Origin of the sequence: Rhodohalobacter halophilus (genome assembly GCF_001715195.1) — a bacterium.
Taxonomy (GTDB): Bacteria; Bacteroidota; Rhodothermia; order Balneolales; family Balneolaceae; genus Rhodohalobacter; species Rhodohalobacter halophilus.
The window spans coordinates 141,743-167,391 of sequence record NZ_MDWE01000012.1 but is presented as its reverse complement, the minus strand read 5'-3'; the positions used below and the strand labels follow the sequence as shown (position 1 = coordinate 167,391).

General features: G+C 43.0%; 29 protein-coding genes. 12 read left to right on the top strand and 17 right to left on the bottom strand.

Annotated elements, in window-relative coordinates; translation table 11 throughout:
- The coding region (locus BG260_RS05070) for an AMP-binding protein (RefSeq protein ID WP_141691519.1) at nucleotides 1–553 on the bottom strand (553 nt) is incomplete at its 3' end.
- Between the two features lie 181 nt (nucleotides 554–734).
- Between BG260_RS05070 and BG260_RS05065 the strand changes: the two genes are divergently transcribed.
- On the top strand, nucleotides 735–1,187 hold the full coding sequence (locus BG260_RS05065) for a hotdog fold thioesterase (protein ID WP_245683899.1): 453 nt from the start codon (nucleotides 735–737) through the stop codon (nucleotides 1,185–1,187).
- Nucleotide 1,188: 1 nt separating this feature from the next.
- On the opposite strand, the gene BG260_RS05060 is transcribed toward BG260_RS05065, so the two are convergent.
- Nucleotides 1,189–1,923: a hypothetical protein gene (locus BG260_RS05060; protein WP_069130864.1), complete on the bottom strand. Its 735-nt coding sequence runs from the start codon at nucleotides 1,921–1,923 to the stop codon at nucleotides 1,189–1,191.
- A 212-nt stretch (nucleotides 1,924–2,135) separates the two neighbouring features.
- Here BG260_RS05060 and paaA point away from each other — a divergent pair, with 212 nt between their 5' ends.
- The 6 genes from paaA (at nucleotide 2,136) to BG260_RS05030 (ending at nucleotide 6,145) form a co-directional block, all read left to right on the top strand.
- Nucleotides 2,136–3,080 carry a 1,2-phenylacetyl-CoA epoxidase subunit PaaA gene (paaA, locus tag BG260_RS05055; protein WP_069130863.1) on the top strand — a complete coding sequence of 315 codons (945 nt, stop codon included), beginning with the start codon at nucleotides 2,136–2,138 and terminating at the stop codon, nucleotides 3,078–3,080.
- An 80-nt stretch (nucleotides 3,081–3,160) separates the two neighbouring features.
- Entirely contained in the window at nucleotides 3,161–3,466 is a 306-nt protein-coding gene (gene paaB / locus BG260_RS05050; protein WP_069130862.1) for a 1,2-phenylacetyl-CoA epoxidase subunit PaaB, read from the top strand.
- A gap of 74 nt (nucleotides 3,467–3,540) precedes the next feature.
- Nucleotides 3,541–4,329 (top strand): 1,2-phenylacetyl-CoA epoxidase subunit PaaC, encoded by a 789-nt coding sequence (paaC, locus tag BG260_RS05045; RefSeq protein WP_069130861.1) that lies wholly within the window; start codon nucleotides 3,541–3,543, stop codon nucleotides 4,327–4,329.
- A 53-nt stretch (nucleotides 4,330–4,382) separates the two neighbouring features.
- Nucleotides 4,383–4,892 (top strand): 1,2-phenylacetyl-CoA epoxidase subunit PaaD, encoded by a 510-nt coding sequence (paaD, locus tag BG260_RS05040; RefSeq protein ID WP_069130860.1) that lies wholly within the window; start codon nucleotides 4,383–4,385, stop codon nucleotides 4,890–4,892.
- 2 nt (nucleotides 4,893–4,894) lie between these two features.
- Nucleotides 4,895–5,299: a hypothetical protein gene (locus BG260_RS05035; RefSeq protein WP_069130859.1), complete on the top strand. Its 405-nt coding sequence runs from the start codon at nucleotides 4,895–4,897 to the stop codon at nucleotides 5,297–5,299.
- 63 nt (nucleotides 5,300–5,362) lie between these two features.
- Nucleotides 5,363–6,145, top strand: coding sequence for an enoyl-CoA hydratase (locus BG260_RS05030; protein WP_069130858.1), 783 nt, complete (start codon nucleotides 5,363–5,365; stop codon nucleotides 6,143–6,145).
- Here the strand turns inward: BG260_RS05030 and BG260_RS14585 are convergent.
- Nucleotides 6,085–6,255 (bottom strand): FitA-like ribbon-helix-helix domain-containing protein, encoded by a 171-nt coding sequence (locus BG260_RS14585; protein WP_408005549.1) that lies wholly within the window; start codon nucleotides 6,253–6,255, stop codon nucleotides 6,085–6,087. The genes BG260_RS05030 and BG260_RS14585 overlap by 61 nt on opposite strands.
- 129 nt (nucleotides 6,256–6,384) lie before the next feature.
- On the opposite strand from BG260_RS14585, the gene BG260_RS05025 reads away from it, so the two are divergent.
- From BG260_RS05025 to BG260_RS05015, 3 genes are all read left to right on the top strand, one after another.
- A complete protein-coding gene (locus BG260_RS05025) occupies nucleotides 6,385–7,566 on the top strand; it encodes a 3-hydroxyacyl-CoA dehydrogenase NAD-binding domain-containing protein (RefSeq protein WP_069130857.1) in 1,182 nt (393 codons plus the stop codon).
- Nucleotides 7,553–7,981: a PaaI family thioesterase gene (locus tag BG260_RS05020; RefSeq protein ID WP_083750101.1), complete on the top strand. Its 429-nt coding sequence runs from the start codon at nucleotides 7,553–7,555 to the stop codon at nucleotides 7,979–7,981. Before BG260_RS05025 ends, BG260_RS05020 begins: the two co-directional genes overlap by 14 nt.
- Nucleotides 7,982–8,044: 63 nt before the next feature.
- Nucleotides 8,045–9,205, top strand: coding sequence for a PP2C family protein-serine/threonine phosphatase (locus tag BG260_RS05015; RefSeq protein WP_069130856.1), 1,161 nt, complete (start codon nucleotides 8,045–8,047; stop codon nucleotides 9,203–9,205).
- Between the two features lie 92 nt (nucleotides 9,206–9,297).
- On the opposite strand, the gene tkt is transcribed toward BG260_RS05015, so the two are convergent.
- The 10 genes from tkt to uvrC form a co-directional block, all read right to left on the bottom strand.
- On the bottom strand, nucleotides 9,298–11,295 hold the full coding sequence (tkt, locus tag BG260_RS05010; RefSeq protein WP_069130855.1) for a transketolase: 1,998 nt from the start codon (nucleotides 11,293–11,295) through the stop codon (nucleotides 9,298–9,300).
- A gap of 129 nt (nucleotides 11,296–11,424) precedes the next feature.
- Complete coding sequence (locus tag BG260_RS05005; protein WP_069130854.1) at nucleotides 11,425–12,282, bottom strand: DMT family transporter; 858 nt, start codon at nucleotides 12,280–12,282, stop codon at nucleotides 11,425–11,427.
- Nucleotides 12,283–12,398: 116 nt separating this feature from the next.
- Nucleotides 12,399–13,427, bottom strand: a complete 1,029-nt coding sequence (locus BG260_RS05000; protein ID WP_069130853.1) for a tetratricopeptide repeat protein — start codon at nucleotides 13,425–13,427, stop codon at nucleotides 12,399–12,401.
- Between the two features lie 114 nt (nucleotides 13,428–13,541).
- Nucleotides 13,542–14,252: an LOG family protein gene (locus BG260_RS04995; RefSeq protein WP_069130852.1), complete on the bottom strand. Its 711-nt coding sequence runs from the start codon at nucleotides 14,250–14,252 to the stop codon at nucleotides 13,542–13,544.
- Between the two features lie 6 nt (nucleotides 14,253–14,258).
- A complete protein-coding gene (locus BG260_RS04990; RefSeq protein ID WP_245683898.1) occupies nucleotides 14,259–14,891 on the bottom strand; it encodes a DUF5683 domain-containing protein in 633 nt (210 codons plus the stop codon).
- A complete protein-coding gene (locus BG260_RS04985; protein ID WP_069130851.1) occupies nucleotides 14,878–15,813 on the bottom strand; it encodes a ParB/RepB/Spo0J family partition protein in 936 nt (311 codons plus the stop codon). The genes BG260_RS04990 and BG260_RS04985 overlap by 14 nt, the downstream gene beginning before the upstream one ends.
- Before the next feature lie 12 nt (nucleotides 15,814–15,825).
- On the bottom strand, nucleotides 15,826–16,623 hold the full coding sequence (locus BG260_RS04980; RefSeq protein ID WP_069130850.1) for a ParA family protein: 798 nt from the start codon (nucleotides 16,621–16,623) through the stop codon (nucleotides 15,826–15,828).
- Nucleotides 16,624–16,801: 178 nt separating this feature from the next.
- Entirely contained in the window at nucleotides 16,802–17,383 is a 582-nt protein-coding gene (locus BG260_RS04975; protein ID WP_069130849.1) for an anti-sigma factor, read from the bottom strand.
- Complete coding sequence (locus BG260_RS04970) at nucleotides 17,380–18,015, bottom strand: RNA polymerase sigma factor (protein ID WP_083750106.1); 636 nt, start codon at nucleotides 18,013–18,015, stop codon at nucleotides 17,380–17,382. The genes BG260_RS04975 and BG260_RS04970 overlap by 4 nt, the downstream gene beginning before the upstream one ends.
- Nucleotides 18,016–18,223: 208 nt before the next feature.
- Nucleotides 18,224–20,056 carry an excinuclease ABC subunit UvrC gene (gene uvrC / locus BG260_RS04965; protein WP_069130848.1) on the bottom strand — a complete coding sequence of 611 codons (1,833 nt, stop codon included), beginning with the start codon at nucleotides 20,054–20,056 and terminating at the stop codon, nucleotides 18,224–18,226.
- An 89-nt stretch (nucleotides 20,057–20,145) separates the two neighbouring features.
- Here uvrC and BG260_RS04960 point away from each other — a divergent pair, with 89 nt between their 5' ends.
- Together BG260_RS04960 and BG260_RS04955 are read left to right on the top strand one after the other, a co-directional pair.
- Nucleotides 20,146–20,841: a pseudouridine synthase gene (locus BG260_RS04960; RefSeq protein WP_069130876.1), complete on the top strand. Its 696-nt coding sequence runs from the start codon at nucleotides 20,146–20,148 to the stop codon at nucleotides 20,839–20,841.
- A 142-nt stretch (nucleotides 20,842–20,983) separates the two neighbouring features.
- Complete coding sequence (locus BG260_RS04955; protein WP_069130847.1) at nucleotides 20,984–21,874, top strand: anti-sigma factor; 891 nt, start codon at nucleotides 20,984–20,986, stop codon at nucleotides 21,872–21,874.
- Here the strand turns inward: BG260_RS04955 and rmuC are convergent.
- From rmuC to BG260_RS04935, 4 genes are all read right to left on the bottom strand, one after another.
- The gene (gene rmuC / locus BG260_RS04950; protein WP_069130846.1) at nucleotides 21,871–23,175 is read right to left on the bottom strand and encodes a DNA recombination protein RmuC; all 1,305 of its coding nucleotides are present in this window, start codon (nucleotides 23,173–23,175) and stop codon (nucleotides 21,871–21,873) included. The genes BG260_RS04955 and rmuC overlap by 4 nt on opposite strands.
- Nucleotides 23,176–23,279: 104 nt before the next feature.
- Nucleotides 23,280–24,437, bottom strand: coding sequence for a molecular chaperone DnaJ (gene dnaJ, locus BG260_RS04945; RefSeq protein ID WP_069130845.1), 1,158 nt, complete (start codon nucleotides 24,435–24,437; stop codon nucleotides 23,280–23,282).
- Nucleotides 24,438–24,446: 9 nt separating this feature from the next.
- A complete protein-coding gene (locus BG260_RS04940) occupies nucleotides 24,447–25,034 on the bottom strand; it encodes a nucleotide exchange factor GrpE (protein ID WP_069130844.1) in 588 nt (195 codons plus the stop codon).
- Between the two features lie 137 nt (nucleotides 25,035–25,171).
- Nucleotides 25,172–25,555, bottom strand: coding sequence for a VOC family protein (locus tag BG260_RS04935; RefSeq protein WP_069130843.1), 384 nt, complete (start codon nucleotides 25,553–25,555; stop codon nucleotides 25,172–25,174).
- Nucleotides 25,556–25,649 lie beyond the last annotated feature (94 nt).

Below are 25,649 nucleotides of genomic sequence, written 5' to 3'. Positions count from 1 at the left end.
TGTAGATCAGGGTTGCCAGATCTTCCGGATCTACAGAGTTTTTTAGCTCCTCAAACAAATCCGGGTATTTCTTCTCATACTCCTTTCCGGATTGAATGACATCTTCAAACTGCTTCAGTTTTTTATGTTTAGATGGTGTAAGTATAATTACAGCCTTTACTGATTCAATTTCCTTAATGAGAGATTTTGTCTCGGCAAACATCTCATCGTCGGATACGATATGAACCTTAGATTCTGAGTTCTCCAGAATATATTTGATCTGATCTCCGGGCTGGGTAGAGTAGATCGGCACATTCGCAGCGCCAATACTCAGTATTGCCAGATCGCAAATTAGCCACTCCGAACTGTTTTCTGAGTGAATGGAGACTTTATCACCGGGCCGTACCCCTAACTCGTATAACCCCATAGCAAAGTGACGAACCATCTCCTGAAATTCACCCAAAGACGTTTTTATCCACCCCCCGTCTCTTTTTGTAACTGAAAATCTCTCATCCGGATATTTTTTCAATCCATTGTAGAGAAGTTTTGGTAAAGTGGTTGGTGAATATTTCATAGTCAAAACCTTGGCTTATAGTCAAATAAAGGAGGTTAACACTGTTACCCTATTAATTTACACTTTCAAACGACTTTTAAAAATCAGATATAAAATTTATTTAGAATTTTCAGATCATTAGCCGTAATTAAATAGGAACCCTGATGGGTAAGCCCTAAAAATGCATTCAACAAATTGAATAATGAGCGACAGGACAGACATCCAGATTGAAGAGGCCATCAAAGAGAAAGCTTCCCAAATGCTAAACGGAAATCATAAAAATATGGGCGATGCGCTCGGCATACAATTTCAAAAACTGAGCCGAACCGAGATGATTGCGGAGATGCCGGTAAACGATAATACCGTTCAGCCATTCGGGATTTTGCACGGCGGGGCTTCTGTGGCACTCGCTGAGACACTGGCTTCAGTTGGTGCCTGGTTAAATCTGCAGGATGATTCCAAGACGGCTGTCGGACTGGAGATCAATGCAAATCACATCAAAGCAGTTCGGAAAGGAAACAAAGTGATTGGCATCGCCAAACCGATACATCGAGGAGCCCAAACTCAAGTCTGGGAAACCCGAATCGAGACTGAATCGGGAAAGCTGGTCTGCATTTCACGCTGTACGCTTGCCATTATCCAAACCAGGAGATAGATCAGCTGTTCATCTCGTCGCTGAGGATATGCATCAGACGGCGTTTGGCAACCGGAAAAATCGTATCTCTAAAAGGAAAATCGAGACTGGTATCAAATGCGTAGGTTGCAGGGTTTGGTAAATCACCCTTTTCCTGGATGAGTTCAAGCTTAATCGAACCCGGAGACAATTTCGCACGAGCCTGCTCAATCTGCTTCAAAAATCGGGTTTTCAGAGCGCGGTATTGGTCCTCTGCACTTTGGAAGATTGATACCTCAAACCTAAAAAGATTCAAAGATTTATGCTGATTGTCGGGTACAAACAGATATCCTTCCTCTTTGTAGCTCGGCAAAATCCCCACCTGTTCAACCGTAAGTTCACTCTCTACAAACTCATGAATGGCCATCCCCTCTTCAATTACTTTTTCAATATGAGGAAGAGCCCATTCAATCAGGGTTTCCACCGCCGAGATATCTGTGCCGCTTGTAAATATCACTTCATGTTCAATGGTACGGTTTACCCAATCTACCTTACGGATACGCTTTGGAAATTTTGACCGAAGATCGGAAAGTCTTGCAGTAACGTCTTTCAGTACCCTCCGCAGTTCTATCATCCGGCTTAAATGAGGATATATTTTATAGAATTTAAACTGCTCTGAGACTTTTTTGAGCTCCCCCAGAATAATGTACTGCCGTTTTTCAACATCATCCTGAACACTGGTGAACAGATCGATAGAAAGGTTAAACTCCTCTTTCATAGACAACCTCCTGCGATGATTTTAACGATGGTTGTGTAACACTATCTAATTGATTGGAATTAATCAAGAGTATAACGCTCTGTTCAAAACCTTGTGTATGCAATTTATTGATTTTTTTGTGAAACCACTCCTCTACTTTGAACTGATTTTACTATATTGACGTTATCATAATTCACAAAAACATTACGTTTTACTACTAAAAAAGCGCTTTCATGGATAGTCCTGAGAAACTTGAAGAATTTCAGCAACGCATTGACAACGGCGAAAAGATTGAGCCAAAGGATTGGATGCCTGAACGATACCGGAAGCAACTGATTCGGATTATGAGTCAGCATGCACACTCCGAAATTGTCGGAATGCTGCCGGAAGGGAATTGGATCACCCGGGCACCGTCTCTCAAACGAAAGATGGTATTACTGGCCAAAGTTCAGGACGAAGCCGGTCATGGCCTGTATCTCTACAGCGGCACTGAAACGCTTGGAGTTAAACGGCAGGATTTGGTTGAGGACTATCTCTACGGAAACGCCAAATACTCAAGTATTTTCAACTACCCCACGCTTACCTATGCAGATATTTGTGTAATCGGCTGGCTGGTTGACGGGGCTGCAATTGTGAATCAAACGATGCTAGCGAAATCATCTTATGGACCCTATTCCCGCGCTAACGTGAGAATCTGTAAGGAAGAGAGCTTCCATAAAAAGCAAGGCTATGAGATGCTCGCCAAAATGGCTGACGGTACTCCGGAACAACAAAAAATGGCTCAGGATGCCGTGAACCGCTGGTGGTGGCCAACTTTAATGATGTTCGGCCCACACGATACCGATTCTCCAAACAGTGCCGAGCTCATCAAATGGGGTGTTAAGACAAAAACTAACGATGAACTCCGCCAACATTTTGTGGATCGCATGGTAATGGAAGCCGAGGCGATCGGTATTGAACTTCCTGATCCGGACCTGACCTACAATGAAGAGACAGGGCATTGGGAATTCGGTGACATTCCGTGGGATGAATTCTGGAGCGTTGTAAAAGGTGACGGTCCCATGAACCGTGAACGAATGAAAGCAAGACGTAAAGCGTACGAAGAGGGCGAATGGGTGCGCGAAGCCGCCAAAGAGTACGCCCGAAAAAAACGTTTACAAGACGAAAAAGCATCCTGATTAACTTGAAGCTGAAACAGAATAATTCTTTATAATCAGCTGCTTACTTTTATAATACATTAAATCAGACTATTCAAATCATGACCAAGAATTCTTCAGAAAATACGGAATGGCCTTTGTGGGAAGTGTTTTATCAGCCGAAAGACGGGAAACCCTTTGAACATGCCGGCAGTGTTCATGCTCCGGATGCCGAGTTGGCCTTACAAAATGCACGCGATACGTATGCCCGGAGAAATGAGGGGATTGCCTTTTGGGTGGTTCCAAGTGACCAGATCGTTGCCTCTTCCCCGGAAGATCAAGGACCGTTTTTTGATCCCGCAAACGACAAGCCCTATCGCCATCCACAATTCTACAGCGTTCCACGCGCCGTAAAAAAAAGAAAATAATGAATAGTCGTGAGTCCTGAGTCTTGAGATAATAGAATCTCATCACTCAGGATTCACGACTCAAGACTATCTATATGAGTACATTCGACACAATTCCAAAAACAAAACAAGAAGCATTGGTAGAAACACTGCTTCGGCTGGCTGATGACCGATTGATTTTAGGCCATCGAATTTCTGAGTGGGCCGGTCACGGACCCGAACTGGAAGAAGATCTTGCACTGGCAAATATCGCCCTTGATATGATTGGACACGCTTCGGCACTCTACACCTATGCAGCAGAACTGGAAGGAAAAGCGGATGAAGATCATTACGCCTACTTTCGTGATGACATCGATTTCAAAAACATTGCTCTTTGTGAGCTACCAAGAGGAGATTTTGCATTTACTATTGCACGAATATTCCTTTTTAGCACTTTCAGTTACTTTCTCTATCAAAAACTCATTGATATCGTTGAGGATGAACAGTTCAATGGAATGCTGCAAAAGCACTTCAAGGAAATAAAATACCATCTGCGCCACAGCCGGGAGTGGGTTCTGAGACTGGGCGACGGTACAGATGAGAGTCATCAAAGAGCTCAGGACGCCTTTAATGAGATCTGGATGTACACCGGTGAACTATTTAACCTGGATGAAGTGGATCAAGTTGCCATTCAAAAAAATCTTTTTGTTGATACATTGGATTTTAGAGAAGAATGGGAGAAGCTTGTCGTTGATACATTAGAAGAAGCCACTTTGAATGTGCCGGATATGGAACAGTATATGTTTTCAGGTTCGAGACAGGGACGACACACCGAGCATCTTGGAAGGTTGTTAGCAGAAATGCAGTTTTTGCGACGATCCTATCCGGATGCGGAGTGGAAGTAATTAGACATGAGATTCGAGTCTTGAGTCCTAAGATTCTCAAGACTCAGGACTATATGAAAACAGATCACACCATATCGAAACAGGATTTCTGGTCGTACCTCGAGGAGGTTATCGATCCGGAAATTCCTGTGCTTAATGTAGTGGAGATGGGGATTGTGCGGAATGTTGTGTTTGATGAGGATCAAGTTGTTGTAAAAATCACTCCCACCTACTCCGGTTGTCCAGCAATGAATGCAATAGAGATGGCTATTCACGAGAAATTACGAGAAAAAGGTATCGAGTCATTCAAAGTGGTAACAGATTTCAAAGAGAGTTGGACCACAAACTGGATGACAGATCACGCCAAAAAAAAACTGAAAGAGTACGGTATTGCACCGCCTGAAAAAACCGGCGATGACTCCGATTTCCTCACCTCGCTGAAAGGATCACAAAAAATAGTACCTTGCCCCTATTGTGATTCGATAGATACGAAACTGCAGAGTGAGTTTGGGTCCACAGCATGCAAATCACAGTACTATTGCAATGAGTGCCACCAACCCTTTGAACACTTTAAATGCATCTGATCATGAGAACTTTAAGCCTGACAATCACTTTTTCTCTGTTTCTTTCTATCGGTACTGCTTTTGGACAGCTCAAAAGTATGATAAATCCACCTGAAGATTCTACCATTCAAAGGACCACACTTCTTACGCCAGAAATGTTTTTTGATGCATCGCCGCAGTTTAATTTCAACTCTTTGCCAACAGCAGGGAAAACAAATCAGGAATTAGCACCTATTTTTGATAATAGGATCACCAAACTTTCTCTAGTTTTAGGCAGGTCTTTATTAGCAAATAAAAATGATTTACAAAGCTCCGGTTCCTTTACGCCGTTTACGGTTTCAGATTACAACAGGCAAATCAGGCAGCAGTTTTTCATGGCTGAACCGACTAGCCAGCAAAGAAGGTCTTTACCACCGTTCAGATGGTAATTTTGTATTACACTTCACGAAATTATAACTGATTTATTCGGCTTAAACTCTATCGCCAATTTCATGTCATTCATACAATTATCCCTCGATCAGAACATCTTGACCATTACCCTGAACCGTCCGGAAAAGTATAACAGCTTTACCGAACCGATGGCGTTGGAGCTTCAAGACGCACTAAAAAAAGCAGAATTGGAGGATATAAGATGTGTAATCCTGAAAGCGAACGGTAAAGCATTCTGTGCCGGACAAGACCTGCCGGAAGTAGTTGAGAGAGCCAAAGACTCAAGCTATGAATTGGCCGATACGGTTCGAACTACATACAATCCAATTATCCGGGCTATCCGAAAACTGGAAAAGCCTGTAGTTTGTACAGTTCAGGGAATGGCAGCCGGAGCCGGAGCAAATATCGCGTTTGCTTGTGATATCGTAGTTGCGGGAAAAAGTGCTCAGTTTGTACAGGCATTCAGTAAAATCGGATTGATCCCTGACAGCGGTGGAACCTGGTTCCTACCTCGACTGGTTGGCCTTGCACGAACTAATGCCATGTATCTGCTGGATGAAAAGATCTCTGCAGAACAAGCCGTTGAGCTTGGATTGATCTACAGAGCTGTAGATGATGAACAGCTTGAAAATGAAATCAACACAATCGCGCAAAAGCTCTCAAAAATGCCAACGAAAGGTTTTGGTATATACAAACGTGCGATGAATGAGACCTTCAGCAATAATCTCGATCAACAGCTGGAACTGGAGGCCAACCTCCAAACCGAAGCAGGAAATACGGACGACTATAAAGAGGGAGTCGAGGCTTTTTTAGAGAAGAGAAAACCGGAGTATAAAGGGAAATAGAATTCTGCTTTATTCAACTCTGCTTCTAGCGACCTATTGTTCTCTGCTGCTTTCTTTTTTAGATTTTCGAGTGTTTTCTCGTCAATATTTCTGATCAGTACATCGGGCATCGTTCCTCCGGATTGATTGATATCATTATGATATCACATTTAAGCTAAATCTAAAACGCTTGGTTTTGACGGTTGATTGCTTATTTTTGAATCAAATTTCAGAGTATTGTAACCAGATTAATTCTCTTCATGAGTTTAGACAAACATTCTACCGTAGCCGTTATTGGAGCAGGAACCATGGGAACCGGAATTGCACAAATTGCCTCAACTTTCGGGCACCGGGTTCATCTTTATGATGTCAATCAAGATCAGCTTGAACAGTCTGAAGATGGATTGGTGAAAATCCTGAATCGTCAGGTTGAAAAGGAGCGAATGACTCAAGATGAAGTAGATGGAATTTTGAGTCATATCAGCTTTACAGGTGATCTGGACTTGATCGAAGGATCCAAGTTTGTCATTGAAGCGATCATCGAAAACCTGGAAATCAAACAGGATACATTTCAAAAGATTGAACAATTAGTAGATGAACAAGCTATTCTTGCATCCAACACCTCTTCTCTCTCAATCGCTTCAATTTCATCATCTTTGGAACATCCGGAACGATTTTTAGGGATTCACTTTTTCAATCCTGCTCCACTAATGAAACTTGTTGAGATCATACCCGGAATATCAACTTCATCAGACACAACTTACGCTGCCCGCTCCTTAATCGATGCGTGGGGAAAAACAACCGTTCAGGCCAAAGATACTCCCGGCTTTATTGTAAATCGTGTAGCCCGCCCTTTTTATGGAGAAGCCCTTCGAATATATGAAGAGGGAGTTGCCGATCATGCTACAATCGACTGGGCAATGAAAGAACTTGGCGGTTTTAAAATGGGACCCTTTGAGCTGATGGATTTGATCGGTCACGATGTGAACTACAAAGTAACCGAATCGGTCTTCAAAGAGTTTTATTACGATCCGCGGTTCAAACCCTCATTTGCTCAGAAACGATTGGTAGAAGCCGGACGATTGGGCAGAAAAACCGGCATCGGGTTTTACGACTACCGGGAAGACGCCCCAAAAGCTGAACCTAGCCGAGATAAGGAGCTCGGTGAAAATATCCTGAACCGGATTCTGGCTATGCTGATCAACGAAGCAGCCGATGCCGTTTTTATGAATGTGGCATCCGTTGAGGATGTAGATCAGGCAATGACCAACGGAGTGAACTATCCTAAGGGGTTATTGAAATGGGCGGATGAAATTGGAATTGAAACAGTCTATCACTGGATGAATACACTTCAGGTTGAATATCGTGAAGATCGCTATCGGCCCAATCCACTGTTGAAACGGAAATACAAGAACGGGGAAACATTTTATGGATCCATTTGATCAAAAAAAGGCGGAGAGAATTGTAGCCCGCATGATGGAAAAAGATGAATTCAGCCGCTGGATGGGTGTTAAAGTTCTGAAAGTTGACGAAGGATATTGTAAAGTCACCTGCCCCATCAGAAAAGAGATGCTGAATGGATTTTCTGTAACACATGGTGGAATCGTTTTCTCGCTGGCCGACAGTGCACTCGCCTTCTCTGCCGCAACGTACGGGCGTATTTCATTGGCCATTGAGAATTCCATCTCATTTACCAAAAAATCGGTTGAGGGTGATGAGATTACGGCTGAATCGAGATGTATTCATTTAACTCATAAAACAGGCTTATTTGAAGTAAAAGTACATGAACAAAACGAAAAATTAGTTGCAGTCATGAAAGCTACTGTGTATCGAACATCCGATTCCTTTGACGTATAGTGGATGCTATAACTTTTTCAGAGATTATCCGTATTGTACTCAAAATTTACCAAACCGGTGTAGATGGGACTAAAGAACGAAACTAAATCAACTTACGATACCAAACAGTTCTACAAAGAGTACGTCAGCGGGATGAATTCGCGGCAACTTGGCAAGGAGTTCCAGTCCGATTCCGAGCGGCTTAAATCTCTCTATTTTGATGCACTCCGGGAAACCAATCCTGATATGCCGCCTCAGAAAATTCCGTTCATGCAGAAATTTCTGAGTCTGCTTTCCGCTCTAACCAAACGACTCAATCCAGTCAGAAGGTTGGTTTTTGGAGTATCGTTGGTGAGCTTTGTACTACACTTTCTCCTAAATTTTCTTGGTTTCTATATTTTCCCGATCCAGCCGCTGCTGCTTCCGGTAGCATTTCTGGGAATTCTCTTCATTCTACTTATTGAACTGCTTGAAAAGTCAGATGTACAGAAAGAGCTCGACTTTGCCCGTGATATTCAGCTCAGTCTATTGCCTCCTTCTTCTATGCATTGGGACCAACTTGAAGCCCATTCATTTGCGGCTACGGCCAGCGAAGTGGGTGGAGACTATGTAGATATCATCAAATCGGAGAAAGGAACTTACGTGATCATTGCAGACGTTTCCGGAAAAGGTGTTAGTGCGGCACTCTATATGGTTCGGATACAAGCACTGGTTCACATGATAATCAAAAAACAGAGCCCGGGCCCCAAAGAACTTTTCCTTGAGCTGAATGATTATGTGAAATCGAATAAAACAGACAAAACGTTCGTCACAGCGTGTGCTGCTTTTTTTCCAAAAGGTGAAGACCACTTCATCTTTTCCAGGGCAGGCCACAATATACCGATTGTATTTAATAACCGTCGCGACAGCACTTTTAAGCTCCATACCGAAGGTTTTGCACTTGGGATGACTTCCTCTCAAATGCTCAAGAGTACGCTTGAAGAAAAAAAGTTTCAGTTTGAACCCGGTGACAGTCTGCTCCTCTACACAGACGGATTGATTGAAGCACGGAACAGACAGGGGGAAGAGTATGGTGAGGATCGCCTGGACGGACTCATGTCCATTTATGGATCACTCCACGCCAAATCGATTACACAGAAAGTTCAGTCCTCCATTGAGCAGTTCATCGGTGATGAAAAACCGCTGGACGACATTACCTTTACAACAATCCACAAAAACGAGCCAAAAATAAATCGGGCTGATTAAACAATCACCATTATTTGTTGAAGACATTCATAAAAAAACCCGTTCAAAACTGAATTTGAACGGGTGAATTGATCTGTTTTTTCTACCTGTAATTACTGAAGCAGAGTTTTAGCATTCTCAACAATCTTATCAACCGTGAGTCCGAGGTGTTCGTACACCTCTTCATATGGGGCAGATTCACCATATCGGTCAATACCCATCACAACACCTTCGGTTCCAGCCCATTTGTGCCACCCCATTGTAGATCCTGCCTCAATGGAGATGCGCTTAATCACTTGAGGTGGCAGAACTTTATCCCGATAAGCTTTTGGCTGACTTTCAAAAATCTCCCAGCACGGCATACTTACAACTCGTACGGATTCTCCCTCAGCTTCCAGTTTTTCTGCAGCATCCAGAGCCAGTTGAACTTCGGAACCGGTAGCCATCAAGATAAGATCCGGAAACTCACCCTCCTCCTTTTTCAGAATGTATGCTCCTTTTTCAGCTTCTTTTACCGGAGTATACTTCGATCTGTCTATAGTTGGCAGGTTTTGCCGGGTTAATACGAGAAGCGTTGGCCCGTCATCTTTCTGAATAGCACTCTTCCATGCAACCGACGTTTCATTGGCATCAGCCGGACGAATCACATTCACATTAGGTGTAGCCCGCATGGATGCAAGATGCTCAATCGGCTGGTGCGTAGGTCCATCTTCCCCAAGACCAATACTGTCGTGTGTAAAGACAAATATAGTTGGAATTTTGGACAATCCTGCAATACGAATTGCTGGTTTATTATAGTCTGAAAATACCAGGAATGTGCCTCCAAACGGAATCAAACCGCCGTGTAGTGCCATTCCATTCATTGCAGCTCCCATTGCATGCTCCCGAACGCCATAATGAATATTTCTGCCACTGTAGTTATCTGCAGAATATATTCCCTTGCCATCCATATCGGTTTTGTTACTGCCGGTTAAGTCGGCTGAACCGCCAATCAGGCTAAATAGATGGTCTGCCATCTCATTCAGAATCAATCCGGACGCCTTTCGGGTTGCCATTCCTTTTTCATCTGCTTCAAAGTTTGGAAGTATTTCATCCCAATTATCCGGTAACGTTCTGGACAGATGTTCTTTAAAACTAACCCCGTCTACCGGATAAACCTTCTCATACTCTTTTAGACGGCCTTTCCACTCTTCCTCAAATTTTTCACCCTGTTTTACAGCTTTTCTAAACTCCCGGAGCACATCATCATCGATCTGAAATGTTTGATCCGGATCCATACCAAGCTTTTCCTTTGTCAGGCGAATCTCATCCTCCCCCAAAGGGGCACCGTGTGAATCAGCCGTATCTTGTTTATTCGGACTGCCAAAACCGATATGCGTCTTACACTCAATCAGTGAAGGAGTGTCTGTTTTTTGAGCCGCAAGGATAGCTTTTTCAATCTCGTTTCGGTTGTGTCCGTCAACCGTCTGAACATCCCACCCGTACGACTCAAACCGTTTTCGTGTGTCATCCGTAAAAGCCAGATCTGTAGATCCATCAATGGAAATTCTATTCGAATCGTACAGATATATCATCTTATTCAATTTCAAATGCCCGGCAAGACTAGCCGCTTCATGAGAAATCCCCTCCATCAAATCGCCATCACTTACAATAGCGTACGTGAAGTGATCTACAATTGTGTGATCTTTCTTGTTGAATTTATCCCCCAGATACGCTTCTGCCATGGCCATTCCTACACCGGTGGCGAATCCTTGCCCAAGTGGACCGGTTGTTGTTTCTACACCCGGTGTCATGCCAAATTCCGGGTGCCCGGGAGTGATACTTCCCAACTGCCGAAAATTCTTGATCTCATCGAGGGAAACCTCGTAACCGGTAAGGTGAAGAAGTGAATAGAGCAACATCGAACCGTGACCTGCAGACAAAATGAATCGGTCTCGATCTGACCAGCGTGGGTTTTTAGGGTTATGTTTTAAAAACTTGGTCCAGAGTACATACGCAGCATCAGCCATTCCCATTGGCATTCCCGGATGACCGGAGTTTGCTTTCTGTACGGCGTCCATAGAAAGGGTTCGAAGTGTATTAACGCAACGCTGAGCGAGTTGATCAGACATGATAGAATTTAAGGGTAAATTTGAGTGCTTGTTATGGGCTCAAAAGATACCCAAGTTCAGAACAAGGAAAAAAGAAATCTTCCCGGATATTCCAACCTCTAATGAACCGACTCAATCATGAAGGAAAAGTTATCTCAGACGCTTTTGCTGAATCAACAACACTGAAAGCATTACCAGAACAATCCCCGCAATCTGAAGTGATGAAAGCGTTTCACCAAACATAAAAATACCGATAAACGTAGCAGCCACCGGCTCGGTCATAGCAGTAATGGATGCTTTACCGGCTTCAATCTTTTTCAACCCCTCGGTGTATAACAGATAAGCGAGTACTGTTGGGAATATTGCCAAACCAATGACTGTAACTAAGTTTACAGGATTCATTAGTTTTTCAGCAGCTTCGGGAGTAGCTATATCACTTATGGGCAGAATAAAGAGAGAAGCTACAAGAAATGTATAGAAGAGAATTGTAAGAGGTCGATATTTTTTCAGGGCTATTTTACTAAATATGCTGTAAAGAGCATATCCAAAACCTGCCCCCACTCCAACGGCCAGTCCATACATTGAGATCTCTCCGCTTTCGGGGTATAACTCTGATACCAGAACAACTCCAATCAAGGTAAACAGAAGAGCAGCCTGTTTGTTTTTTGTAATCCTTTCACCAAAAAATATACGGGACATGATTACCACAAAAGTCGGCCCCGTATATAACAGAACTACGGCTACTGATAAGGATGTCTCTCTCATAGCTGTAAAGTAACTCCAGTTAAAGAATACAATACTCAACACACCTGTACCAAAGAACAGGTATGCATCTCTCCACGACACTTTTAATAAATCCGGATTAATCAACTTCAGATAAATCCACAACAATATTGCAGAAACTGAAACCCTGAATGCAACGATATCAACCGAAGTAAAATCGGTCTGATACAATTTATCAACAAAAAGGCCTATAGCTCCCCAAAGTGCGGCTGCTCCGGCCACCATAAAATATGGGATTAGACTGTGTTGTCCCCTATTCAATGTTTTCAGATTATTTTAGATATAAAAAAAGCCCTCAATTTTTGAGGGCTTTTTAAAGTCATAATCAGTGAAGGATAATATTACCGACCGGTCGGTGTGTGTCCTTCACATTTCAGTTCAAATTGAAGCTCGTGGTTTGCAGGCTCAGTAAATTCACCGTAGCGAGCATTTTCAAAAGCTTCGCATGCATTATCAACCTGTCCTTGGCCTTTATAGGCGGTACCGAGCTCAAAGTAAATCTTAGCTCTGTCGTTCACACCGCCGCTTTCAAACTCGAGGGCTTTGGTTGCATGCTGAAGTGCCTGATCCCATCTGCCTCTTTCGTTATAAATCTCTGCCAATCTATAATGAGCATCAGCTGATTGACCATCATACTGCTCAACTCTTTGAAGCAGTTCAATGGCACGATTATATTGACGTTCTTCTGCGAGATTAACAGCTCTATAAATAAGTTCTTCAGCGGCACTTTGCCGTGCGTTTTGCAACGTTCGGTTATCATTTACTCTTTCTGCAACTTCAATAGCTTCATCGTAGAGTCCTAACCATGTTTCTACTTCAGAAGGAATCTGATTTTTTGTAACTAAAGCTTTTTGATAGTAAGCAACAGCGTAGTTTGGATTCAAATCGATTGCTGTATCAAGATCTTCCAATGCAGAATCGAAATTATCAGCTCTGAAATGTAGTACTGATCGGATGTAATAGAGCTGAGGAATTGCTGCTTCTGCCTGCTGACGTACTTGAGCATTATTAAATTCTTCGGCAATGTCTTTTGCTTCTTGAAATGCCTGAAGAGCACGGTTAACAGATTCTATGGTTCGTTCGTTCTGATATCCACGGTAAGCATTTGATGCCCGGCTTGAAGCCACTCGTGGAATTCGCTCCACAATTAATTCGGTGATATCATTTAAATCGTTTGCCCGTGCAATTTCAAGTGCATCTCTGTACACGTCAATAGAGTTCGTAAAGTCACCTGAACCGGCCAACTCCTGAGCTTGGTTGTAAAGCTCGATTGCCTGATTTCTGGCATCTTGAGCATGTGATTGTTCAACTGCAAACAACGTCACTGAGAATGCAGCAATCAATAGTAATGTGGATTTCAATGATTTCATGGGTTTCTGATTGTTTATGATTCTGTCCGATTAAACGGGCTTAACTTAATGAAATTTTGTAAAGAAAATCACTAAACCTCATTATTTCAAACCCAAAGCATTAAAAAAAGTTTCTTAGTAGTCAAAATTTGGTTCCGGTTTCTGTTTTTTATAGAAGTCACACACATAATTAACCGCATCAACGTGGTCATCCGTCAGGTAAAACAGCTCGGTGTCATCCGGGTTGATAAATCCCCCTTCTACCAATTGATTTGTAATCCAGTCGGTTAAACCACCCCAGTATTCCGACCCGATCAATACGATAGGTATTTTTTTAATCTTTTCAGTTTGAATGAGCGTAAGGGTTTCAAAAAGTTCATCTAACGTGCCAAAGCCACCGGGAAAAACGATAAATGCCTGTGCATATTTAACAAACATCACTTTCCGAACAAAGAAATACTTAAAGTTAATTTCATACTTTGGGTGAACATAGTCATTCACTCCTTGCTCAAACGGCAGCTCAATTCCCAACCCTACAGACTTTCCATCTTTATTATGAGCACCACGGTTTCCGGCTTCCATAATTCCGGGCCCTCCGCCGGTAATCACGCCAAAACCGCTCTCTGTTATTAACTCAGCAGTTTCTACGGCCATTTCATAATATTTACTGCCCGGCTTCAATCTTGCGGACCCATAGACAGAGATACACGGCCCCACACGAAAAAGTTTATCATACCCTTCTACAAACTCCCCCATGATTTTAAATATACTCCAAAGGTCTTTACTGCTGTCGCCTTCGAATTGATCTTGCTGTTTATTGAATTTGAAAAAATTTGAAGCTTCCATTGGCTATTATCTTGTTTGAAGAGTGAAGATCAGTGAAATACCCGGACTTCCATCAGCCATCAAACCGGGGCCTAATATAGTTCGTGCTGAAAGATCATCCGAGACATCAAAACTACGCATATGGGCAAACACATAAGAGTCTACAATATTTAACCCATATGCCAATCCAAGTACTACATACATGAAATCTCGCCGATTTCGCAAACTGTTCCTGTTCGACTGTAATTGATTGGCATTTACTCCCTCCAGATAATCCGGAGTCGGACCAAATCGAAAATCATCATTTTCGGAAAAACTGTTGTAATAAGCCGCTCTGTAATCAGTGTATTGAGTGTGCAGGTGATGTGTATAGTATCCGATACCGGCAAACAGTCCGTAAATTATCGGGACTTTCCATGCCTGTTTATTCACAATCTGACCCCATCCGGGTATCATTATCGACTTATACATAACAGACTTTGGGTCGGGAAACTCCTCTTTTTCTGTATTATTCTGGAGTGCTTGTTCATTCAAAGTTGAGTAACCCAGTCGCTGTTCAAGAAGAAAAAACCGATCCGTATGTGTAATCGATCTGTTTTGAGCCGTCAGATCCTGAAAAACCAGCATCAGAAATATGAATATGAGACTAACCCATTTCATCAAAAAGTTGCATCAATCGTTCTAAATCATCATCGGAATAGTACTCAATCCGAATTTCACCGCCTTTTGCTTTTTGTTTTATATCCACTTTCGTACTTAGGTTTTGACGAAGTCTTTTAGAGAATTCATCCAAAAAGGGATTAGATGCCTTCTTCTCCGGTTTTTTCGATTTTTGTTCACTTTTTTTATCTAACGAGCGAACCAGATCTTCTGTTTGTCGAACGGAAAGTGAGTTCTTAACTATTTTTTTGAGAGCTTTTTTCTGATCATCTTCACTCTTCAAGTTAATAAGTGCGCGGGCATGACCTGTGGATATGCTCTCATCCCGAAGTGCGGCCTGAATGAAATCCGGCAGTTGAAGCAACCTTAACATGTTGGTAACTGTAGAACGGTTTTTACCCACTCGTTCAGCAACTTCACTTTGGGTATAGTCACATTCGTCGATCAGGCGTTTGTAACCCATCGATATTTCGAGCGGGTTCAGTTGCTCCCGCTGAATGTTTTCGATCAGGGCAAAAGCGATCAACTGTTCATCATTAGCTTCCCGGATGTAGGCCGGAATCTCATCCAAACCTGCCAGTTTTGTAGCCCGCAGTCTTCGCTCACCGCTAATCAATTCAAACCTTTTTTCACCAAGGTACCGAACGGTAATCGGTTGAATCAGTCCATGCTTTTTGATGGAGGAGGATAGCTCATCCAAGGCCTCTTCATTAAAATCTTTTCTCGGCTGATGAGGATTGGGCCGGATATGATCAACCGGAATATTCAGAACTACATTTACTCGCTCTGCAGGTTCTATCGGAACAGCAGTTTTTGTTTTAGGCGACTTTTTTTGCCCCCCCTCGCTGGTTGCTTCCTTACCTTCCTCTTCATATTCCGGGAAAAATGCTCCCAAGCCTCTACCTAAAACTTTTTTGGACATACTGCCTCCCTTTTACTTTGAAAGAACGGGACTGTTCTTAAACATTTTTTTATTTCTCTGAATGATTTCACGGCCAAGAGCAAGGTAGTTCTTAGCACCTACACTTGTTGCATCATAGAGAATGGCCGGCTTGCCAAAACTTGGTGCCTCTGCCAGTCGTACATTTCTGGAAATGACCGAAGAAAAAACCCGATCATCAAAATAGCGCTTCACCTCATCTGCAACCTGATTTGATAGACGTGTCCGATTGTCATACATCGTCAGCAGAACACCCTCAATTTCGAGCTCAGGATTCAGGTGCTGCCTTACAATTTTGATGGTATTTAAAAGCTGGCCAAGTCCTTCCAGTGCAAAATATTCACACTGAACCGGTATCAATACCGAATCAGATGCCGTTAGTGCATTTATCGTCAACAGCCCAAGAGACGGAGGACAATCAATAATTACAAAATCATACTTATCGGCCACCCCTTCGATAGCTTTGGATAGTATCCGTTCCCGCTCATTTCGGTCAACCATTTCAATTTCTGCACCGACAAGATTGATGTGAGAGGGAATTAAGTCCAGATAGGGTAACTCTGTTTCTCGTATGGAATCGTTCACATCCACACCACCAACCATTACTTCATACACAGAGTTGGATACTGTTTTCGATTCTATTCCCAACCCGCTGGTAGAGTTACTTTGTGGATCAATGTCAATAATCAGGGTTGGGTGCTCGATGGCGGCAAGACTTGCAGCCAAGTTTACAGCCGTTGTGGTTTTACCAACACCACCTTTCTGATTAGCAATAGAGATAATTTTACCCATTCGTATTCAAGGTAACTTAGGATGAATTTTGTAAATGAATATAACCCTCAGAGGGTACCTAACCAAACGAAGTTATACACATAAAATCGTGGATAACTTCGTTCAATGAGCTTACAAGTCTTTAATTAAATTATCTTTACAGATATCAATAAACACAAAAAACATGCTTCTTTCAGAGCTATTGACGACTGCCGGTGAGTTGTAAGTTACGCTGATAAATGCTGTTTTGTGATGGGTTGTTAACCCTCGTTAGACGCTGGTAACTATTTTGAAGAAGGGAATCCGAACGCTCATTATCTAAGCCGGAAAAATGTAACACGTCATTTCGGTCTACCCATGGGGTTATCTCTCTACTGCTGTTTTGAGGGGTGTGAACTTGATTCTGAACTGACTCTGTGCTACCGGAACTGCCAATAACAGCCGCTCCGACATTACCTGTACTCTCGTTCGATTCATAAATCAACGCACCGGCCATAAAACCGATTGTAAGTAGAGCTGCAGTTGCAAAATAGATAGGTTTTTTTACCATCCGTTTCGAGGATGCAGTTTTATGTGAAGCTTCCTCACATACAGATTGGATTACTCCCTGGGGGGCAGAAAGTTCCGGAAGCTTCTCTAGCTTGCTGCTAACATTCCGAAGAGACTCAACTTCGATTAGCAGATTTTCGTTCTTTTCAAGCAGGCGTTCAAACTCAACCTGCTCCGACGGATCCATCTCGTTATACAGATAAGATATACTGTCTGTTTTCTTTATACTCATACGTTATTTGATTCCTTCTCATGTTCCTCATCAAACATTTTACGAAGATTAATCAAAGCATATCTCATTCTGCCCAGTGCAGTATTTATTGATACACCAGTCAACTCTGCAATTTCTTTGAACGGCATTTCATAGTAGTGTCGCAACATGACAACTGTACGCTGTTCTTCAGGCAGATTTCCTATATGCTTCAGCAGCCGTGAGGTTGACTCATCCAGCTCCATCTGATCATGCTGTCCGGGAGTATCCTCATCCGGCAATCTGTCATAAAAATCGGTCTTCGACTCTTTGTCGTACGAACTGCTAACGTCGACAAACCGTTTTTGTTTTCTGATATGATCAATTGTTGCATTGTGCGCAATTCTCATCACCCAGGCGATCCACTTACCCTGTTCATTGTAGGTGTCATCCATCTTGGTAATCACCTTTGTAAAAGTTTCCTGGAAGATATCATTGGCCGTTTCTCTATTCTGAATCATACTGTATATGTACGAATAGATTTTCGCCTGGTGACGATTCATAAGCTCCTGAAAGGCCAGTTGATCATCTTTCTTGCGAAACAGATGAACCAACTCCTTGTCTTCCATCTGCTCGTATCGGCGCGGTATGTGGTCTGAATTGTTGAGTCTCATATCAGTGCGTAATTTAGAGTGTTGCTTCACACTTTCAAAAACAGTTTTTTCTGATTTTCCATTCATCAAGTGTGCTTTCTATATCTACTGCACAGACTGTGCCAATGTTTCAATGCGTACGTAAATTCTGTCAATACGTCTTTAGGCACGCTGTAAACATAATTTGACACATACACACTTTCAAAACAATCGCATCTTCATGTGAACACTACTTTTTCTGAAGTGCTTGAAATACCTTTTTGCCGGTTTTTGTACCTAAATAATTCTGAAGCTCATTCAATTCCAATTTCTTAATCTGATCAACCGAGCCAAACTCTTTGAGAAGTTTTTGAGCAGTCTTCTCTCCTATTCCCTCTATATCTGTCAAGCCGGTTTTAAGAGTTCGTTCTGAACGTTTCTGCCGGTGATAGGTAATCGCAAATCGATGAGCTTCGTCCCGTGCCCGCTGTAAAAGCTTTAACGCCGATGACGTTTTGGGGATCATAATCGGATCCGCTTTATGTGGCAGAAAAACCTCCTCCAACCGCTTTGCCAATCCCGCAACTTCTACATGATCCCGATAGCCAATCTCATCCAGCGCTTCCAATGCCGCATTCAGCTGTCCTTTTCCGCCATCAATTAAAATCAAATCGGGCGGCTGAAGTTTCTCCTTTTTCATTCTTGAATACCGCCGTTTAACTATCTCTTTCATTGAAGCGAAATCGTCGGGACCTTCTACAGTTTTGATTTTAAACCGCTTATATTCACTTTTTCTGGGCTGGGCATCAACAAAACTGACCATTGAAGCAACCGGATCACTTCCCTGGATGTTTGAATTGTCAAAACACTCAATACGACGCGGCAGTCGCTGCAGCCCGAGATACTCTTTCAGATCCTTTACCGCCTGCGGAATTCTGTCGCGTTCTGCTTTCTGCTTCTCCAGTTTTCGTTCACTTAAATTGAGTTTGGCATTGGTAATCGCCATATCAATCAAATGCTTCTTCTCCCCAATTTGCGGCACATGAATCGGCACCTTCTTTCCACGCTGTTCCCAAAGATATTCCAGCAGCGGATCATCATCCTCCATCGGGTCGCTGATGTAAACCTCATCCGGCATTGTGCCTACAATTTGCCCCGTATAGTAATCCTCCACAAATGATTGCATCATCACACTTCGGGGTTTATCCTCAATATTCTTCAAAAACCGATGAAATTTCCCGATCAGTTTACCTTCCCGAATTTTAAACAGAACGCCGCACGCTTCACCTACCTCTTCATCTACTTCTATGGCAAACACATCTCTGTGTACTTTTTGATTGGCCACAATCTTCATTTTCTGATTGTACTTTTCCAGCGACTGCATACTGTCGCGCAACTTTGCGGCTCGCTCAAATTCCAGCGCCTGCGAAGCGATCTCCATCTCCTCTTTCACATCTTTAATCAGTTCGCCAATTTTACCGGATAGCAACCTTTCCACTTTCTCAATTGTGGTCTGATAAACATCATCATCCCAATCACCCGAGCAGTTTTGCAGGTAATCATCAAAACAGGAGTGCCATTTTGGAGCTCCGCGTGATTTGTTTACCAATTTCGGAGAGACAGCACAAGTACATAAGTCAAACGCTTTTCGGATCGTCTCCAGCATCCGCCGCATGTGGCCAACATGGTCGTAAGGTCCAAAATATTTACTTCCATCCCGTATCACCGTACGTGTAGGGTAAACACGGGGTTTGCGTCCTATTGTAATGCAGATATAGGGATACGACTTGTCATCCCTGTACATGATGTTGTAGCGGGGCTGGTGTTTCTTGATCAGATTGTTTTCAAGTATCAGGGCTTCCGCCTCAGAATCGGTAACGATCACCTCCACATCATCAATTTTCGATACCATCACTCGGATTCTTCCATCATGATATCTCGAGTCTTGGAAATAGGATCGAACCCGGTTACGAAGTTTCTTAGCCTTGCCTACATAGAGGTGATTCCCCCGGCTATCTTTGAATTGATAGACACCGGGACTGAGCGGCAGATGTGCAATTTTTTCTTCTAAGGATATGGACATGTATGTATACTCTTCACACCCAAAATACAAAAACGATCAAGCCGATTGAAACGTTTAAATTTGCCATGAAAAATGCCGATGTTTACCCTATGAAAACAATCCAGACAAATCCTGATATTGAAATCATATTTGAGGACAATCATTTACTAGTAGTAAACAAGCCAAGCGGTGTTCTCTCGCAAGAAGATCACACCGGCAAGCCGGATATTCTCACACTCTGCAAAAAATATCTAAAGAAAGAGTACAACAAGCCCGGGGATGCCTTTCTCGGGCTTTTACACCGTCTCGACCGTCCGGTAAGCGGTGTTATGGTGCTGGCAAAAACTTCCAAGGCCGCTTCCAGAATCAGTGAGCAAATTCGAAAAAGAAGTGTTAAAAAAAGATACCTGGTTGTTGTGGAAGGTTCTGCTCCGCCTAATGCATTTCTCACACATTTTCTAAAGAAGAACTCAGCTTCAAATAGGGTAGAAACGGCTAAACCAAACAGTCGTGATGCAAAAGAGGCAAAATTGATGTTTGAGAAACTAGACGAACAAAAAGGGCTCTCTCTGTTGCAGGTTACATTAATAACGGGGCGCGCCCACCAAATTCGGGTTCAGCTTGCTGCCGAGGGGTATCCAATTTGGGGCGATCAAAAATATGGAAAGACAAAAAAAGGAAACATTGCTCTTCACGCTTTCAGCTTTCAGTTAAATCATCCCACGCTCAAAAAGGAGCAGATTTTCAGTGCAAAACCACCTGAAAATTTTCCCTGGAGCCCATTTAACTTTTCCAAACACTCCTAACTTGTTCGTAACCGATGTTTTACCACAGTTTAAAGATGATAAAATACCTTCATTCTGTTTTGAATGATTGAATCTGAGTCGATGTTCTGTTATTGCATTGGAAAAAATCCACTCCACCTCTCGCAAATTCTGTAATGCAGTTATGAACAGGTTGAACAAACAACAGGCACTATTACTTCTGCCGGCCGTAATTGATAATGAGGTTACGGAACAGGAAAGAGCTGCATTTTATGAATACATCAAACACGACCCGGATGTTGAACGAGAGTTTTACGCAATGCTTCAGGTTAAACGGCTGCTTTCGCAACATCTGCCCAAAAAACCTGCACCTGATTACCTGAAAGATCGAATCATGCAACAACTGCATGAGGAAATTGAATCCGAAAAACTTCGAAAGCCCGGTACTCCACTCAATCAAATTGGCACTCCCTTAAAGCTTCAGTCCACATGGAGTTCAGTTCTCTATTCCGGATTAAGATATATTGCTGCAGCGTCAATCATCTTGCTGCTTACGCTAATGGTTGTTCAACTGCTTGAACGATCAACCGGATCGGTGAACACTAATATTTTTGTGATGGAAAACATCACAGCGCAGCACTTTACAAATTTTGACGGAGGCCTGATTGATCCCGATTTTGCTACGGAATCTCCAGCTGAGGCAGAATCTTACCTTGCACAACACTATGGGTTTAACCTAAAAATTCCCGACCTGGAGGGAGCCAGATTTGCAGGAATCGTACTGGCTGATTTCCACGATGGCATGGAGTTGCCCCTTCTGCAATACATTCAGGACAGTATCGATGAACATATCTACATATTTGCAGTAGATCTGAAACGCTTGAACCAATCAGGTAACATGATCCGTGATGAGAATGCCGCAAAATCCTGTACCACTCAAACTGATTATTTCGTCAATGATATCAACGGTACACATGTGGTCTCCTGGCTGTGGGATAATAATTGGTACAGCGCAGTATCAAATCATAATGGTCACGATTTAGCTGCGATCGTTGGCCCCCTGAATCGGGATTAACCCTCCCCGTTCTCCGGTTCAGGCAGAACCGTATCATCCTGTTGATACTCCGACGGAAGTTTTTTAGATGAATTTGCCCCCAATTCTCTCAGCATTTCAGCCTGACGGACAAGATTCCCCCTTCCATCACTGAGCTTACCCATCGCGTTGTCGTAACTGTCTTGAGTTTGACGAATTCTGGTCCCAATATCTTTCATATCCTCAATAAACCCAACAAATTTATCGTACAGCAGCCCGCCCCGTTTTGCAATATCTCTCGCGTTTTGGTTTTGATATTCCTGCTTCCACACATTATCGATAGTGGCAAGTGTTGCCAATAAAGTGGTTGGACTTACTATAATAATATTTCGATCGAACGCTTCATTATAGAGATCCGGAGCGTGCTGCATTGCCAATCCAAATGCAGGCTCAATTGGAATGAACATTAGCACAAAATCGGGGCTGTTAAAACCATGAATTTGCTGATAATTTTTTCCGCTCAATCCTTTCACGTGGGCTTTCAGCGAGTTAATATGCTGTTTTAGTGCATCCTGCTGCTCTTCATCACTCTCTGCAGAGGTAAATTTTTCGTAAGCCGTCAGGGTCACTTTTGAGTCGATTATCAGCTTTTTATCATCCGGCAGATGAACGACAACGTCGGGTTGAAGGCGCCGGCCGTCTTCCGTGGTTGTACTGGACTGTATCTCGTACTCCCGATCTTTCGTCAATCCCGATTTCTCCAGAATTCGCTGAAGCACAACTTCTCCCCAGTTGCCCTGCTTTTTGTTATCCCCCTTTAATGCTTTCGTGAGGTTCCTTGCTTCATCCGTCATCTCCTGGTTTAAGCTATGAAGCATCTTAAGATGCTGATCGAGTGAGGCACGGCCTTTAAGATCCTCTTTATGTGTTTCTTCTACGCGCTTCTGAAATTCGGTGATCTTCTCCCCAAGCGGTTTCAGGAGTGTATCCAGGTTCTCTCTGTTCTGCTGCGTAAATTTTTTCGTTTTCTCTTCCAGAATTTCATTGGCCAGATTCTTAAACTCATTTCTGAATTTCTCCTCCAGTTTTTCAAAATCCTCCTTCTGCTCTTTCAGCCTCACCTGCAGATTCTGGAAATTCGCTTTTACGGTTGCAAGATCATTCTCTGCCCCATTTGCACGTTTGGTCTCGGTTTCGAGCTTTGACAATGCTTCATCTCGAGCCTGTTCCAGATTTCTGTTTCGCTCTTCGAGTTGCGACAGTTTTGGCCGGGCTATAAACCAGGCAAGTACAAATCCAATAGCTCCAAAAACAAATGCAATAATCAGTTCAGTAAGTCCCATAAACCTTTGTTTTAATAATCGATTTACCTGAAGATAAAAGAAAAGGGTGACAGAACCTGTCACCCTTCCGGAATGTTTTTAACTAAATGTCAGCAACCTGAACGTCAACTGAAGACATCCTTAATTTTTGAAAAGAAGCCTTTTTCGCGCTCTTCAGCATCAGAAGGGTCAAAATGCTGTTCACCGCGCAGAGCTTCCACGTGCTTCCGTTCTTCATCCGTAAGATCTTTTGGTACATAAACATGCACTTTGATGAATTGATCACCGGTTCCGCTGTTATTCAGACCTTTAATACCACGCTCGCGCATTCTGAGTAGTTTTCCGGGCTGAGTTCCGGGTTCCACTTTCACTTTCGCTTTCCCTTTCAATGTTGGCACTTGAACTTCGGTACCCAGGATCGCATCCGGAATACTCAGATGCAGATCGTAATAGATATCATTCCCGTCTCGTTCAAAGTTTTCGTGCTCCTTTTCCTCAATCAGAACGATGAGATCACCGGGTTCTCCGCCACGAACTCCTGCATTCCCCTGTCGTCTCAACGTGATGTAATTTCCTTTCGAAACACCGGATGGGATATTCACTTTAATGTTCTCTTCACTTCGCTTACGGCCTTCACCACCGCAATCAGAACACTTATTCTTAATAATCTGCCCTTCCCCGCTGCATGACGGGCATGGCTGAACATTTACAAACTGTCCAAACATGGTTCGAGATACCTGGCGTACTTCGCCAACACCATTACAGGTACTGCATGTCTCAAAATCGGATTCTGTTTCTGCGCCGGTACCGTTACAAGAGTCGCACTTCACCTGTTTTTTTACTTTCAGGGTTTTCTCAACACCTTCGGCAATTTCCTCGAGTGTCAATTCCACCCGAAGTTTCATATCGCTGCCGGGCCTGCCGGTTCCTCTTCTGCTTCTGCTCTGTCGGCGTCCGCCGCCTCCAAATATATCCCCACCAAAAATATCGCTGAACCGGCTGAAGATATCTTCAAAATCAGCGTTGGTAAAGTCAGATGCTCCGCCAAATCCACCACCGTTCATTCCGGAATGACCAAATTGGTCGTAGCGCTGACGTTTTTGCGGATCCCGAAGCACCTCATACGCTTCGGATGCTTCTTTAAATTTTATCTCCGCTTTGTCATCCCCTTTATTCCGATCAGGGTGATACTTCATCGCCAATTTACGGTAGGCTTTTTTCAGCTCCGCTTCACCCGCATTCTTATCTACACCAAGTACTTCGTAATAATCTCGTTTTGACATGAATTGTGATTACTCGCTTACAATTACTTTTGCGTGCCGGAGTGTTTTATCACCCATTTTATATCCGCTTTCAAGCACCTGAAGAACCGTTCCACTTTCTATGGAGTCATCATCCGCCTGTTTGCGCATCATTGCATCGTGCAGATCAACATCAAAAGGGACACCTGTTTCATCAATTCGCTCTACATCGTAACGGTTTAACACGTCCTGAAACTTATCGGATACAAGTTTAACTCCATCGATAAAGGATGGATCAACCTTTGATTGCTGAAGAGCTTCCAGTGTTCTCTGTAAATCGTCATATACAGGCAGAAATGCATCAACAGCCGTCTCTTTGGACTTTTGAAACACCAGGTCTCGTTCCCGCTGCAGGCGCTTTTTAAAATTCTCCATCTCTGCCATCTTTCGCAGATGATGATCTTTCGTCTGCTGAAGCTCCTCTTCCAGCTCGTTAATTCTTTTCTGCTGCTCTTCAATCAGTTCATCCAAACTGTTTTCATTCTCTGAAGAGTCTGCAGCTGTTTTTTCAGCTTCCATTTCTTTATCAACTGTCTGCTGATGCTCAGCAGTGTCCATTTTATCTTCTTTGCTACTCATTGAATTCTATTCGTTAGATTTCGATCCTTTGAATCAAATTATATTATCTATGTTTCGAGCAATGATGTGCAAATAGCATGCCATCAAAGCGAACTCTAACAGTTCGTCACAGATCACTCAAAACCCTGCCGTTTCGACTACTCCCCTTCGAAGAAAAATTCGATCATATTCCCGTCCGGATCGGAAGCAAAAACAAATCGACCTTTTTTGCGATTAGCGGGGCCACTTAAAATAGTTACTTCTTTATCACGAAGATATTGTGCCATTTCATCCACCTCTTCTGCAGAATTCAGGTAAAAGCCGATATGATCGACACGGAAATCTCTTGAGTTGGGATCGTAACTTGTCTCCGCTTCCACGATTACCAACGTGTCTTCCTTCCCGATCTTATACACGGCCATACTCTGGCCCATTTTTCGTACCAGTTCAAAACCGAGAATTTCTCCGTAAAACTCTTCGGCTCGTTCAATTTCATTCACACGAATGGTAATATGATTAATTCCGGAGGGTTTAAAGTCCATAGTTTTTCACTTTCTTTTATTAGTTTAAACGCACCCGACAAACTAACGGTTTTTCGGTTATATTTTGAACCGAATTTTTAATCAACCACAGTCT

Excerpts from the sequence above, each read along its gene's own strand:
- BG260_RS04960 (WP_069130876.1), top strand. The coding sequence starts at position 20,146 with ATGAAAACAATCCAGACAAATCCTGATATTGAAATCATATTTGAGGAC.
- paaD (WP_069130860.1), top strand. The coding sequence starts at position 4,383 with ATGAAAACAGATCACACCATATCGAAACAGGATTTCTGGTCGTACCTC.
- BG260_RS04980 (WP_069130850.1), bottom strand. The coding sequence starts at position 16,623 with ATGGGTAAAATTATCTCTATTGCTAATCAGAAAGGTGGTGTTGGTAAA.
- paaB (WP_069130862.1), top strand. The coding sequence starts at position 3,161 with ATGACCAAGAATTCTTCAGAAAATACGGAATGGCCTTTGTGGGAAGTG.
- BG260_RS05035 (WP_069130859.1), top strand. The coding sequence starts at position 4,895 with ATGAGAACTTTAAGCCTGACAATCACTTTTTCTCTGTTTCTTTCTATC.
- BG260_RS05000 (WP_069130853.1), bottom strand. The coding sequence starts at position 13,427 with ATGAAATCATTGAAATCCACATTACTATTGATTGCTGCATTCTCAGTG.
- BG260_RS04985 (WP_069130851.1), bottom strand. The coding sequence starts at position 15,813 with ATGTCCAAAAAAGTTTTAGGTAGAGGCTTGGGAGCATTTTTCCCGGAA.
- BG260_RS05025 (WP_069130857.1), top strand. The coding sequence starts at position 6,385 with ATGAGTTTAGACAAACATTCTACCGTAGCCGTTATTGGAGCAGGAACC.
- BG260_RS05020 (WP_083750101.1), top strand. The coding sequence starts at position 7,553 with ATGGATCCATTTGATCAAAAAAAGGCGGAGAGAATTGTAGCCCGCATG.
- tkt (WP_069130855.1), bottom strand. The coding sequence starts at position 11,295 with ATGTCTGATCAACTCGCTCAGCGTTGCGTTAATACACTTCGAACCCTT.
- BG260_RS04990 (WP_245683898.1), bottom strand. The coding sequence starts at position 14,891 with ATGAAATGGGTTAGTCTCATATTCATATTTCTGATGCTGGTTTTTCAG.
- BG260_RS05060 (WP_069130864.1), bottom strand. The coding sequence starts at position 1,923 with ATGAAAGAGGAGTTTAACCTTTCTATCGATCTGTTCACCAGTGTTCAG.
- BG260_RS04955 (WP_069130847.1), top strand. The coding sequence starts at position 20,984 with ATGAACAGGTTGAACAAACAACAGGCACTATTACTTCTGCCGGCCGTA.
- rmuC (WP_069130846.1), bottom strand. The coding sequence starts at position 23,175 with ATGGGACTTACTGAACTGATTATTGCATTTGTTTTTGGAGCTATTGGA.
- BG260_RS04975 (WP_069130849.1), bottom strand. The coding sequence starts at position 17,383 with ATGAGTATAAAGAAAACAGACAGTATATCTTATCTGTATAACGAGATG.
- uvrC (WP_069130848.1), bottom strand. The coding sequence starts at position 20,056 with ATGTCCATATCCTTAGAAGAAAAAATTGCACATCTGCCGCTCAGTCCC.
- BG260_RS04935 (WP_069130843.1), bottom strand. The coding sequence starts at position 25,555 with ATGGACTTTAAACCCTCCGGAATTAATCATATTACCATTCGTGTGAAT.
- BG260_RS14585 (WP_408005549.1), bottom strand. The coding sequence starts at position 6,255 with ATGCCCGATGTACTGATCAGAAATATTGACGAGAAAACACTCGAAAAT.
- BG260_RS04995 (WP_069130852.1), bottom strand. The coding sequence starts at position 14,252 with ATGGAAGCTTCAAATTTTTTCAAATTCAATAAACAGCAAGATCAATTC.
- BG260_RS05065 (WP_245683899.1), top strand. The coding sequence starts at position 735 with ATGAGCGACAGGACAGACATCCAGATTGAAGAGGCCATCAAAGAGAAA.
- BG260_RS05030 (WP_069130858.1), top strand. The coding sequence starts at position 5,363 with ATGTCATTCATACAATTATCCCTCGATCAGAACATCTTGACCATTACC.
- paaC (WP_069130861.1), top strand. The coding sequence starts at position 3,541 with ATGAGTACATTCGACACAATTCCAAAAACAAAACAAGAAGCATTGGTA.
- BG260_RS04940 (WP_069130844.1), bottom strand. The coding sequence starts at position 25,034 with ATGAGTAGCAAAGAAGATAAAATGGACACTGCTGAGCATCAGCAGACA.
- BG260_RS05015 (WP_069130856.1), top strand. The coding sequence starts at position 8,045 with ATGGGACTAAAGAACGAAACTAAATCAACTTACGATACCAAACAGTTC.
- dnaJ (WP_069130845.1), bottom strand. The coding sequence starts at position 24,437 with ATGTCAAAACGAGATTATTACGAAGTACTTGGTGTAGATAAGAATGCG.
- paaA (WP_069130863.1), top strand. The coding sequence starts at position 2,136 with ATGGATAGTCCTGAGAAACTTGAAGAATTTCAGCAACGCATTGACAAC.
- BG260_RS04970 (WP_083750106.1), bottom strand. The coding sequence starts at position 18,015 with ATGAGACTCAACAATTCAGACCACATACCGCGCCGATACGAGCAGATG.
- BG260_RS05005 (WP_069130854.1), bottom strand. The coding sequence starts at position 12,282 with ATGGTGGCCGGAGCAGCCGCACTTTGGGGAGCTATAGGCCTTTTTGTT.